At 63.7% G+C, this 12,543-nt stretch carries 11 protein-coding genes; 8 read left to right on the forward strand and 3 right to left on the reverse strand.

All coding sequences use genetic code 11. The features are described 5' to 3' along the window. Nucleotides 1-25: 25 nt before the first annotated feature. The 7 genes from QRN22_RS02250 to QRN22_RS02280 all read left to right on the forward strand — a co-directional run bounded on the left by QRN22_RS02250 (nt 26) and on the right by QRN22_RS02280 (nt 7,229). The gene (locus QRN22_RS02250) at nt 26-1,036 is read left to right on the forward strand and encodes a helix-turn-helix domain-containing protein (protein WP_042554975.1); all 1,011 of its coding nucleotides are present in this window, start codon (nt 26-28) and stop codon (nt 1,034-1,036) included. A 63-nt stretch (nt 1,037-1,099) separates the two neighbouring features. Then, on the forward strand, nt 1,100-2,029 hold the full coding sequence (locus QRN22_RS02255) for a SphA family protein (protein ID WP_082045825.1): 930 nt from the start codon (nt 1,100-1,102) through the stop codon (nt 2,027-2,029). Between the two features lie 10 nt (nt 2,030-2,039). Then, complete coding sequence (locus tag QRN22_RS02260; protein WP_042554724.1) at nt 2,040-3,269, forward strand: MFS transporter; 1,230 nt, start codon at nt 2,040-2,042, stop codon at nt 3,267-3,269. Between the two features lie 60 nt (nt 3,270-3,329). Further along, on the forward strand, nt 3,330-4,769 hold the full coding sequence (locus tag QRN22_RS02265) for an amidase (protein ID WP_042554723.1): 1,440 nt from the start codon (nt 3,330-3,332) through the stop codon (nt 4,767-4,769). 90 nt (nt 4,770-4,859) lie between these two features. Further along, the gene (locus tag QRN22_RS02270; RefSeq protein WP_042554722.1) at nt 4,860-5,681 is read left to right on the forward strand and encodes a molybdenum cofactor biosynthesis F family protein; all 822 of its coding nucleotides are present in this window, start codon (nt 4,860-4,862) and stop codon (nt 5,679-5,681) included. Further along, entirely contained in the window at nt 5,668-6,465 is a 798-nt protein-coding gene (locus QRN22_RS02275) for an SDR family NAD(P)-dependent oxidoreductase (protein ID WP_042554721.1), read from the forward strand. Before QRN22_RS02270 ends, QRN22_RS02275 begins: the two co-directional genes overlap by 14 nt. Next, entirely contained in the window at nt 6,462-7,229 is a 768-nt protein-coding gene (locus tag QRN22_RS02280) for an SDR family oxidoreductase (RefSeq protein WP_042554720.1), read from the forward strand. Before QRN22_RS02275 ends, QRN22_RS02280 begins: the two co-directional genes overlap by 4 nt. Nucleotides 7,230-7,273: 44 nt before the next feature. On the opposite strand, the gene feaR is transcribed toward QRN22_RS02280, so the two are convergent. From feaR to QRN22_RS02295, 3 genes are all read right to left on the reverse strand, one after another. Beyond that, on the reverse strand, nt 7,274-8,230 hold the full coding sequence (gene feaR / locus QRN22_RS02285; RefSeq protein ID WP_042554719.1) for a transcriptional regulator FeaR: 957 nt from the start codon (nt 8,228-8,230) through the stop codon (nt 7,274-7,276). Between the two features lie 157 nt (nt 8,231-8,387). Then, complete coding sequence (locus tag QRN22_RS02290; protein WP_042554718.1) at nt 8,388-8,963, reverse strand: DUF3156 family protein; 576 nt, start codon at nt 8,961-8,963, stop codon at nt 8,388-8,390. Next, nucleotides 8,944-10,443: an APC family permease gene (locus QRN22_RS02295; protein WP_042554717.1), complete on the reverse strand. Its 1,500-nt coding sequence runs from the start codon at nt 10,441-10,443 to the stop codon at nt 8,944-8,946. Before QRN22_RS02295 ends, QRN22_RS02290 begins: the two co-directional genes overlap by 20 nt. Nucleotides 10,444-10,831: 388 nt before the next feature. On the opposite strand from QRN22_RS02295, the gene QRN22_RS02300 reads away from it, so the two are divergent. Further along, entirely contained in the window at nt 10,832-12,160 is a 1,329-nt protein-coding gene (locus QRN22_RS02300) for an alginate export family protein (RefSeq protein ID WP_042554716.1), read from the forward strand. The last annotated feature ends 383 nt before the right edge of the window (nt 12,161-12,543 follow it).

Raw genomic sequence — 12,543 nt, forward strand, 5'->3', positions numbered from 1 at the left:
CGGTCGTCGTGAAAGGGTTTCGAAAATGCACAGTCATGCCGTCGTCAGCAGTAATCCCGGATCCGTAGCTGCCATCGCAGACAACCTCGTGCACTACCGGCAAACCCAGGACATCGAGGAGCATGCCCAGAGCCTGCAAGGCTGGCAGCTGCGCTACGACCAGCTCGGCGCCGGCCAATTCAGCGGCGAGCTGACCGAGATCCACCTCAGTGGCATGCAACTGATTCGCGACCGTGCCAGCCAGGCGATGGTCAAGAATGGTGCGGCTTGGCCCGGTGCGATCACCTTCAGCATGCCGCTAAGCGCAGACCCGCACTTTCACTGCACCGGCCACTCGATCCATCAACCCAGCCTGCTGGTGGCCCGCTCCGAGCAACTGCCGGAGCTGCGCGTACCGGGCGGCCTGGACCTGATCTGCATCGCCATCGACGAGCAGCCGCTGCAGGAGGCATTGCAGCGCCAGCAGCGCGAGCTCGACTTGAAGCATTTGCCCAAATGCTACCGACTGCTCAGCGACGCCAATCAGCAGGAGCTGGTCCGCCTGTTCGGTGACGTGCTCGATCAGTATGGCAACGGCACGGCGCTGCTCGATCACATCACCATCCGCGGCGCCATACGCGATGCCATTCTGATGCACCTGCTGGAACTGATGGACAGCGAAGACGATCACCCGCTGCCACTCAGCGCCCGCAAGCGCATGGTCGACCGCGCCCGCGATTACGCCCTGGCCAACTGCGACCGCCCCTTGAACATTCTCGAGTTGTGCAACCAGATTGGCGCCAGCCGACGCAAGCTGCAGTACTGCTTTCAGGAAACCCTGGGCACCAACCCGGTGGCGTACCTGAGGGCCCTGCGGCTGAACGCCGTGCATCGCCAGTTGCGTCAGGGCAACGGCACCGACTCGGTGCAGGCAGTAGCGGCGAACTGGGGCTTCTGGCACCTCAGCCGCTTCGCCACGGATTATCGCCAGCTATTCGGCGAACGCCCTTCCGACACCCTGCGCCGGGCACGTGGCGTCTGTGCTGAAATCGGATAACGCTCGCCATTGAGAGCCCCTAGGCTGGAGCCCGTACCAGCCAACATAAGAAAGGGGTTTTCCATGCACACAGAAAGAAAATCGCCGCTGATCGCCTCAGGCTTGCTGCTATTTCCATTACTTATCTCAGCACCTGCAGAAGCCACCGAGAACGGTGCCCCCACTACACCGGCCGGGGTCTACGACTTCGGTGCCGGTATGTCGCCGCCAGCCACGCCGTTCGGCACATTGGGCATTCGCACTGCGTACTATTCGGCCAACGTTCAAAAGGATCGTCACGGCGACAAGGCCGACAACGCCTTTTCCCTGGACGTCCTGTCGGTCGGTCTGGCCTACATCCGCATGACCGACCAGCAACTGTTCGGCGCCCAGTACGGCTTCGGCGCGGTGATGCCGTTCTTCCAGATGGACGCGCGCCTCAAGGTCAACACGCCGTTCGGCCCCTTGCGCTTTCAGGAGGAAGTGTTCCGCCAGGCGGACCTGCAGGTGATACCGCTGATCCTGCAGTGGAACCTGTCGCGCAACCTGTTCGTCAACAGCCAGTTGCAGGTCCAGGCCCCCACCGGTGACTACGACGAAGATCGACTGATATCGCCGGGCCTCAACCACTGGACAGTCTCGCCACTGCTCAACGCCACCTGGATCAGCGATACCGGCTTCGAAGCCTCCTCAAGCTTCCAGCTGGACTTCAACACCCGCAACCATGCCACCGACTACCGCAATGGGGTCGAGTACCGCCATGAGTTCGCGGTTGGTCAGCACGTAGGCCCATGGACGGTCGGCCTTGGCGGTTATTACTACCGTCAACTGACTGACGACGACGGCCCCAACCTGGATCACGGCAACCGTGCACGAGTGCTGGCGGTCGGCCCAGCTGTGAGCTTCTTCAAACCCGGCTTACCGCCGGTGTGGCTGCACGCCTACAAAGAGTTCGGCGCCCGCAACCGCGCCGAAGGCCACACCATCGCCCTGCGCATGTCCCACAGTTTCTGAGGCCATCACCATGTCCATAGAACAATCCGTTTCCGCGGTGGCGCCGTCACGCCAGGCCAGCGGTCGTCGTGAAGGGGTTGTGCTGTTGCTGGGCAGCAGCCTGACCATCATGGGGGCGGTAATGGTCGCCCCGATTCTGCCCAAACTCGGCGCCGAGTTCGGCCCGGTTGATCCACGTGCAGACCTGCTGGTTCCCCTGGCCGTTACCGGCCCGGCACTGGCCATCGCCATTGTCGCGCCACTTGCCGGCTGGCTCGCCGACAAGGTCGGGCGCAAGGCACTGCTGGTGGTCGCCACGCTGCTGTACGCAGTGCTCGGTGTGGTACCGGCACTGCTCAACGACCTGACCAGCATCGTCGGCGCACGCCTGCTGTTCGGTTGCGCCGAGGCCGCGATCATGACCTGCTGCGCGACCCTGATCGCCGACTACTGGCGTGGCGAGGAGCGCATGCGCTTCGTCAACCTGCAGGTGGTCACCATCGGTTTGGTCGGCGCGCTGTTCTTCGTGCTCGGCGGCATACTCGGCGAGCACTCCTGGCGCCTGCCGTTTTACCTGTACCTGCTACCGCTGCTGCTGGTTCCAGCGATGATCCGCGTGCTTTGGGAACCATCGCGAACAGCTACCACGAGCATCACCCGCGAAGGAGATGAGCAGGTCTCCATCCCCGTCCTGCTGGTCGGTTATCTGTTGGTTCTCGGCGGCATGATCCTCAACTTCATCGTGCCCGTGCAGACCCCCATCCTGCTGGTCGGCATGGGCGTCACCTCCAGCACGATGATCGGTGCCTGTGCCGGGCTCGGCCTGCTGGCGACCCTGGGCGGCTCGCTGACCTGGCCGGTGCTGCGCAGAACCCTGGGCATCGCCGGCTGCAACGCTCTACTGCTGACGCTGCTGGCCCTGGGGCTGTGGCTTCTGTTGCGGGCGCAGAGTTACCAGGAGGTTCTGCTGGCGGTGACCATCCACGGTCTCGGCGCAGGCTTGCTGGTACCCAACGCCATGGCACCGGTCATGAACGCCCTGAGCGCCAGTACCCGCGGCCGGGGCCTGGGCATCTTCACGGCCTGCCTGTACATCGGCCAGTTCGTCAGCCCGCTGGTGGTGGCCATGCTCGGCGGCTTCGGCCACGACCTGCGAAGTGCCATCCAGTGGCTGGCCATCGCCAGCCTGGTGGCAGCCGCAGCATGGACCTTGGCGGCCCTGTTCAAGCCGCGCCACGACGCACTCGGCACTCACCTCTGAATACCCTCCATCGCCACCATGGGCACTGCCCATGGTGGCCATCATCGTTCGAGGATCACCATGCAAGACATCCACGCCCTCATGGATCGACACGACGCCACCGGCCTGGCGCAATTGATCGGCAATCGCGAAATTAGCCGTAACGAACTGCTCGAAGCCAGTATCTCCCGCCTGGAAAAGGTCGAGCCGCAGCTCAATGCCGTAGCCGAAAAGCTCTATGACAGCGCCCGCAACGCAGCTCCCGTCGATGGGCCACTCGCTGGTGTACCGACGCTGATCAAGGACCTTTTTTCGCCACTCGCCGAAGCGCGGATGAGCAACGGCTCCCTGGCGCTCGGCGAATCCAGGCTGGGCCTGGACGACGCCGTGGTGGGACGTCTGCGCGAGGCTGGCTGCCAGTTCATCGGCACCACCACATCGCCGGAATTCGGCACTTCGTACACCACCGAGTCGACCCGCTTCGGCGCCACCCGCAACCCCTGGAATCCAGCACACAGCTCGGGTGGTTCCAGTGGCGGCGCAGCGGCACTGGTGGCTGCACGGGTGGTGCCCTTCGCCCACGGCAACGATGGTGGTGGTTCGTTGCGGGTACCGGCTTCGTGCTGCGGCGTGTTCGGCCTCAAGCCCAGTCGTGGTCGCATGCCCAGCGGCCCGCTGGTGGGCGAAGGCTGGGCCGGCATGGGCACACCCCATGCGATCACCCTGTCGGTACGCGACAGCGCTGCGCTGCTCGACATCACGGCAGGTGCCGACCTGGGTGCCCCTTACGCTGCACCCTGGCAGGACGGTCCCTTCGTCGACAGTCTGCACCGGCCACGGCGTCGACTGCGCATCGCCCTGGTGGAAAACCTGGCGCCCTGGAGCAGCGGCCCGCAAGCGCTTGCCGCCGTTCGCCATACGGCAAGACTGTGCGAGTCCCTGGGCCACCATGTAGAACCGGCGGTGCTGCCGGTCGAGCCACTGGAGTTTCTCGATCAGGTATTCGACGTGATCGGCGCCAGTACCCGTAGCTACCTCGACCTGGTCGGCGAGATGCGTGGGCGGGCAGTTGTCAATGAGGAACTGGAGCCGCGGACGCGGGTGATCCTGCGTGAAAAGGGCGGTGTCAGCGGTGCCCGCTATGCAAGCGCCGTTGAAGGCATCCACGCCCTTGGCCGCAGGCTGGCGCACTTCTTCGTCGACTACGACATCGTGCTGACCCCTACCCTGACACGCGAGCCACCGCTGATCGGCAGCCTGGATGTCTTCGACGAGAGTATCGATCTGGCCACGCTGATCGAGCACTTCCACAGTTACTCGCCATTCACCGCACTGTTCAATGCCAGTGGCCAGCCGGCAATGTCGGTACCGCTGTACTGGACGCCGGACGGTCTGCCCATCGGCTCGCATTTCGCCGCGCGCTTCGCCGAGGAGGGCACCCTGCTCGCGCTGGCGGCACAGCTCGAACAGGCCCAACCCTGGGCGGCACGCGTGCCGCCGATCAACGCGCTGCACGGCTGAAACAGGTGGCGGGCATCAACCATCCGGTTGATACCCGCCGCATCTCGGCCAACGCAACATGGACTTCCCGCAACCCACTGGAAGATCATCATGAGCACGACATCCGACTGGATCACCGTAGGCGCCCTGGCCGACGGTTTCGCCCCTGCAGCATTCATCCTGCCGAACCTCGCCGAGCTGGCTGGCAAAAGCTTCACGCTGTTGTTCGCCAACGGCTGGGAGATCGCGCATCGCTTCGATGCCGAGCGACTGCACTGGCATGCCGCCGATGGCCACTCCACGGGCAGCGCCAGCTACCGCGCCACGTCGATCCGCCCAGGCATCTATCTGGTCGACTTTCTCAAGAACGAGCGGGGTCAGGATTGGTCGATCAGCCTGGTGCTGGATACCCACAGCCAGTCCTTTACCGCCGTGATCGGCAAACTGCCGAGCGCCACCGAAACCCGTGAAGGGCTGTACGCCCGCGCGCTGGCTGGCAAACCGCTGACCAGCGTCGAAGCGACGTTTTTCCATGGCACGCTGGATCGTCCCTGGCGCGAAGGTGCCTGCCCGCATGCGCCAACCGATGAACTGGTCGGCATCCGCAACCGTTATCGCTACAGCCCGACCGAGGTCTACGAACACATCTACCTCAATCAGAACTACTACGCCTGGCAGTGCCTGAAAGGCGTCGAGCAGGGCCTGTGCGACACCGACCGCTGTCACTACTACAAGATCACCGATGAGCTGTACCTGTTCGTCTGGCGCGAGAAGATCGTCCCAACTCTGGGCCTGGTGATGATCGACCTCAAGAACCATCGCAGCGACGGCAAGATCTTCGGCTACGCCGGTGACGGCTTCGAGACCCTGTCCAATTTCCCGGTAGCGTCCTATTGCGACCTGCTCAACCACACGGAGCATGGCGATGACTAGAACCGTCGTCATCACCGGAGCTGGCACGGGGATAGGCGAAGCCTGCGCCCGTCAGTTGGCGGGCGAAGGCGCCAATCTGGTGCTGATCGGCCGACGCGCCGAGCCGCTGCAGCGGGTCGCCGAGGAAACCGGTGGCCTGGTGCTGGTCGGCGACGCGGCCAGCAGCGAAACCTGGGCAGGCTTCATCGGACGGATTCGCGAGCGCTTCGGCGGTGTCGACGCCCTGCTGGCCTGCGCCGGCGGGCACGGTCTGGGTAGTGTGACCGATACGGACGACGCGACCTGGCAAGCGGCACTGCGCAGTAACCTGGATAGCGCCTTCTATAGCGCCAGGGCGTGCCTGCCCCTGTTGATCGAGCGGCGCGGCGGCATCGTGCTGCTGGGTTCCATCGCCTCCCTCGCTGCAGGCCCCGAGGTCTGCGGCTACACCACGGCCAAGCACGCGCTGCTCGGCCTCAACCGCTCCCTGGCGAACGATTACGGCGCCGTTGGCGTTCGGGTCAACTGCGTCTGCCCAGGCTGGGTGCGCACGCCGATGGCCGATGCGGAAATGCAGCCACTGATGCAGCACCATGGCGATGATCTGGATGCCGCCTATGCCCGCGTGTGTGCCAACGTTCCGTTGCGACGCCCTGCCACACCCGATGAAATCGCCAATGTCTGCCGTTTCCTGATCAGCGACCTGGCATCGATCATCACCGGAGCCTGCATCGTCGCCGACGGTGGCTCGAGCATCGTCGACGTGCCGACGCTCGCCTTCGCCAATATGGGGATCACCACATGAATCATGACTTCAGCGGGCGCCACGTACTGGTCACCGGGGGCGCTCAGGGAATCGGCGCGGCCATCGTCGAGGGCTTCGCCCGTGCTGGCGCCGAGGTGCTGATCGTCGACCTCGATCTGCCGACGGCACAACGTGTCGCGCAGCGCCTGGGCGCAGAGGGCCATAGCGTCACGGCACGCGGGCTCGATCTCGTCGATCGCGAGGCGACTCTGCAGTTGCTGGGCAACCTCGCGCAGCTCGACATACTGGTACATAACGCAGGCTACTTTCCGCTGACAGCACTCGCCGATATCGATGCGCAAACGCTGGAACGCACCCTGGCCGTCAATCTCAGCGCGCTGTTCTGGCTGACCCAGGGCGCTCTGCCACTGTTCACCCAGCGAGGCAGCGGCTGCGTACTGGTCACCTCATCGGTGACCGGCCCCCGCGTGGCCTATCCCGGGCTCAGCCATTACGCCGCCTCCAAGGCTGGGGTCAACGGCTTCATCCGCAGCGCCGCTCTGGAGCTGGCCAAGCAGGGTGTGAGGGTCAACGGTGTCGAGCCGGGCATGATCCGTACCCCGGCAATGGATAATCTGGGCGACGCCCAACTCGCCGCCCGTATCGCTGCGGCGGTTCCACTGGGGCGCCTCGGCGAGCCGGAGGACATCGCCGGCGCCATGCTGTTTCTCGCCTCGGACGCTGCGCGCTATATCACCGGGCAGACCATCATCGTCGATGGCGGCGCCACCTTGCCGGAAACCCTGGCGACCCTTTGCGCATGATGCCAGCCGCGTATCCGCCGAGCGTCGGATACGCGGTGGCGGCGTCAGGCGGCGCCTGCCGTCTCCATCAGCGCCATGGCGCGATATTCCTTGGGCGACAACTGGAAGTGCTTCTTGAAGGCACGGCTGAAGTGCGCCGAGTCGGTGAAACCCCACTTGTAGGCGATCGAGGTGATCGACTCGCTGCGCAGGAAGTGGTTGGAAAGGTCTTCCGCGCTGCGCTTGAGGCGCGAGCGCTGGATATAGCGGCAAACACTGTCGTTCTGCTCTTCGAACAGCCGATACAGGTGGCGCACGGAGATATTCAGGCGCCCTGCCAGCCCTACCGGATTGAGATTGGGCTGGGTCAGGGACTCGTCGATGATCTTCTGCACGTAGCTGCGCAGATTGGCGCCATGCAGTGCGTCGGCCGGCAGGGCTTCTTTGTAGCCCTGCGACAGCGCAGGGGCCAGCAGGGAAATGAACGCAGTTCGCAGCGCCTCGCTCTCGCCCCCCTGGTCATACTCGCTTTCCGGCTCTCGGCAGAGCTGATCGACCAGCATGTGCAGCATCTTGCCGCTGGGGCTGGCGGTGCTGATCTTGCCGAACTTGGCGTGCTTGAGCACACGCTCGACCTCGTGGCGCGGCAAGGACAGCGAGGCATGCTCGATGAGGCCGAATGGCGTGATCTCGCAGGAGCCCACGGAATCCATCAGCAGCAGGTCGCCCGGCGCCAGCTGGATGCTGGTGCCATCCTGGGAAATCTGGGAAAAGCCGCTGCGCTGGCTGACCAGAAAACAGCTCTGGTCATTGTCGTGATCGGCCTTGATCGAATTTCGGGCGATCAGCCCCGCATTGGTACGCAGGTGGGCCATCGGCAGGCTGGCATGACACTGCAGCGATATTTCCCCGATGAACAGGGATCGGTTGAACGCCATCTGGGTCTCGAACTGACCGCAGATCGCCTGCAGGGCGGTTTGCCAACCCTCCAATCCTTCGTGAGCCATGAGCTGGCCGTTCATACGCACCTCCGGGGGATGCTGATTTGTTTTTGTCGCTAAATAGTTAACATGTTATCGATAGAGGCGCAACAGGGATTCCTCTGCAGCAAAATATGCAGATTCGATGCCAGTTCGATAAGAGGTTAACGAATGCGCGCCGTGCGGAGCAGCGGCGCGTTCAATGCCTGCGCAGGATGCGTTGCAGGTGGCTCAGGGCGGCGATCAGCGCGCCTCGCTGGCGGTCGTCGAGGCGAATGTAACGGCGAAAACTCGGCATGCGGTTGACCACCTCACTGGCGGCCATGTGCTCCAGGGACACGTGCCAGCTGCCATCGCTGCGCACGATCTGCAGGCGCTTGAAATCCAGCGGCATCAGGGCGCCCATGAGCGCCTCGTCAGCCAGCATGGCGGCCTCCACCGCCTGCACATCGCCAACGCGACGCTGGGCAACGATACCGGCGCGCCTGATCGCACCACTGTGGCGCAGCTCCAGCCTGGCCTGCTCGGTTTTGCACGACGGTACGCTGAGCACGAAGTCGGTCAGCACCAGGTGCATGAGCAGCTCCGAATGAGTGCGCTCATGGGCCTCGAACTGCAGTCCCGCATCGGGAACGTCGAAACGCCCCCGGGTGCCGTCCAGCTTCTCGAAGCCCAGCCCGGCCAGGTTGCGACGCACGTGCTCCAGCGTTACCCCCGGCCGATAGCCGGAGGGGCTACTGGCCCTGGCGAAGAAATCAGACAGCCTTCGAAGCATGGGCGTAGGACTCGCTGATGTGCACACCCGATTCGTTGCGAAACTCCTTTTCCAGGATTTCCTCGACCGGCACCGGGCGGAACGGATTGACCTTCTGAACCACGACCGTCCAGAACAGGGCGTATACGGCGGTCAGGCCAAGCATGATGGCGAATGGTACGTAGACGTCGCTGCGCTCCATGCCTGGCGGAGCGATGAACCACAGACCGATGAGAATGCCCACGCTGGAAACGATCTGTGGCAGTGGAAAGAACGGTGACTTGTAGGCCCGCGGTAGATCCGGGCGGCGAATGCGCAGGATCACCACCGACAGGGTGACCAGCAGGTAGGCGGTTCCCCAGGCACAGACCGCGGCGAGGATCAGCGGCACGATATGATCCGTATTGCCCCCCAGGTAGGCGGCATGCGCACAGGGAATCAGCATGGCTGCGGCGATGCACACCAGTGGCGTCTTGAAGCGCGGATGCAGATAAGCGAAGACTTTCGGCAATGCGCCATCCACCGCCATGCCGTACATGATGCGTGGCACGCCGGCCATCAGCGTATTGATGGTCGCGGCCCCGGCGAACAGAAAGCCGATACCCAACCACACCGGGCCGATATCCCCCATCACCTGCTGAGCGAACTGCGGAATGGCCATGGGCGTATCCAGCAGATGAACGCCGCTGGCCTCATCGAGCAGGACGTTCTCGACCTGGCGCTTCATCGCCGCGCCATAGATGAACATGCAGGAGGCGACACCCAAAAGCCCCAGAGCCATGGCCCGAGGCATGGTCTTGTGCGACTGGCGCAGATCAGGAGCCAGTGGGGTGACGAATTCGCAGCCGACGAACATGAACATGGCCATGCCCACCAGCGACAGGACGGTAAGCAGATCGGTGCCTACCAGTGATGCCCCAAACCAACCCTCGAGCGCCACAGCCGGTGCCGACAACAGCCCCAGTACACCGAAGATCATCAAGGTCGTCCACATCCCGAAGGTGAGTAACACCTCGGCTTTGCCGAACACGCTGACACCGAAGGCATTGAGGATGCCGAAGACGATGACGAATCCCACGCCCAGCATCCACGAGCCTCCAGCGCTGTCGGCCAGAGTATTGAGGTGCTCGAAGTTCACCAGCGCCATGACCCCCGCCAGGATGGTTTCCGCCGTCCCGGCGAACACATGCACGATCAGGTAGGCGGCGACGGTGCCGGTAATGGCGAAGAAGCGTCCCATGCCACAGGAGATGTAGTCATACACCGAGCCGGTGGTGGGCAATATCGAAGCCGCCTCGGCGAACGTGGTGGATTGCGCGAGCATCATCACCAGCGCGATGAGCATCGCCACGGCGAAAGCGCTGCCGCCGATCCCGAAGCCCATGGTGGCTGTGAGGATCACCGGGCTGGCCATGATCAGCCCGATGGTGCTGGCGAGGGCCGTGGGAAACCCCACGGTTCCTCGGCTCAGATGCTCATGAAGTTTGTCGTGGGTCGACATCGTCGTGGACCTCGAAAGCAGATTTTAATTATTAGGGCTCTCGGCACTCTTGCGGCACCGTGAGCGGATCGACCGACCTGATCACCGCACACATCACCAACCACATAACGCTTGCAGCGACCAGTACGGGACACTTTGCGCCCGCCCCTGCAGGTCGTCTTGCCCCTGGCTGCCGCTGTTCTTGTTGCTGCCTGACATCCAGCATCCCCACACCTCCCGCTGGCCATCGCGGTCAACAACGCTGGCAGCCACAGACAAGACGTGGCTCCCCACGGGCGTGACTAATGGCCCGTCGAGGCACGCAACTGCTGCGCTGCCAGCAGACTACTGCCAACCCGGAACGGCAGAAATTCCGGATACAGATAACAGCAACAGGGGAGCACTCGTCATGGCGCAACCAACCCGCCGTCCAACACTGGCCCAGGCCATCTGCCTGAGCATCGCCACGCTGGCTACCAGCCAGGGCGTCAACGCGTACGAGCTATACGCCGACGACGACACCCACCTCAATGCCGATCTGCTGGCCGTCTACGGCTGGTTCAACAGCCGCAAGAACTACGACGGCACCGCGGGTGGCTCGACCTGGCGCGAAGGCTTCATCAAATATGGCATCAGCGGTGACCAGGGCCTTGCCGGTGCAGGCACGGCTTACGGCGCCTTCAATCTGGTGAGCTCGGGTACCTGGGGCGATGGCGATGCCGCCGGCAACACCGACGGCTCCGAGCGCACCACCAAGATCGAGGAAGCCTACCTGGGCTGGCGCTCGGCGAACCTCTTCCCGCGGCTCGGCAAGGATAGCGTGGATGCCTCGTTTGGCCGCCAGATCATCAAGATCGGCAGCGGTTTCCTGCTCAACGATGACGGCCCCAACCTGGGCAACGGCCCGGCCGACGGCGCGCTGAATCGCGGTGGTGCCTATTACCTCGCTGCCCGTCATGCCTTCGATCGCACGGCCGTACTGCGCCTCGGCGGTCAGGATGGTTTGCACGGCAGCGTGCTGTGGCTGAAATCCGACAACCGTGCCCAGGCGGAAACCGAGCTGGCTGCCGGAACCCTGGACTACACCACCAAGGCCGGCACCCTCGGCCTGACCTGGATCCACGGGCTCGACGTTACCGACCAGTGGGCCAGCGAATTCCAGCAACAACGCGACGGCATGGATGTGTACAGCCTGCGCGGTGAAGGCGACGCCGGTATCGAGAACGCCAGCTTCGGCTTCGAATACGCCTGGCAGGACAAGGAGGCCGGCATCGAGAAAGCCTGGTACGCCGAAGCCGGCTATACCTTCGCCGATATCGCCTGGGCACCCAAGCTGACCTACCGCTACAGCCGCTACTCCGAAAGCTGGGACTCGCTGTTCAATGGCCTGAGTTCGGGCTACGGCACCTGGTTCCAGGGCGAGGTGGCGGCCAACTACTCAGGCCCCTTCAACAGCAACACCGGTGTGCATCATGTCGGTTTCAAGGTCACGCCACTGGAGAACCTGACCCTCGGCGCCCTGTACTTCGACTTCAATACGCTGCACAAGAGCAATGCCCTGAACCTCGATGCCCGGGAGCTGGACATCTATGCCGAATGGGCGGTCAGCGAGCACCTGATCATCAGCCCGCTGCTGGGCCTGTACCAGCCGAGCAAGGATGAACGCAGCGGCGGCAATCAGGTCGGCGGCAATGGCACCAACGTCTACAGCCAACTGGTGGTGGCCGTACCGTTCTGACGATAACCGCCATGCCCCTCAACGCCGTGGCTGTGCCGCGGCGTTGTCGTTTCCGGCCGGGTGCACAGGCAAAAAAAACCGCCAGAGACCAAGCCGGCGGTAAAGAGATGCGTAATGACGTGGACCAACATCGCCGCAACCACCACGCGGCAGCGACGCCATGACTATGACGAGCCGGGCGACTCTGCGCTTGCTCCTGTTTGCCACGCGCCTTGCCTCTCTCTGACACGGGCCAGCCGCTCGCCTCACGGATCGCCAGCGTATGCACGCAGAGTCATGTCACCCCGGCAGGCAGAGTCAAGTCACCTCGGGCGCCCCTGCTTATGCTGAGCAGGTGATCGCCATCGGCGAATTATCAACCTGCCCAGTTTCAGGAGCCGCCC

The organism is Pseudomonas sp. MEJ086 (assembly GCF_030209025.1).
In the GTDB taxonomy this organism is placed as follows: Bacteria; Pseudomonadota; Gammaproteobacteria; order Pseudomonadales; family Pseudomonadaceae; genus Aquipseudomonas; species Aquipseudomonas fulva_A.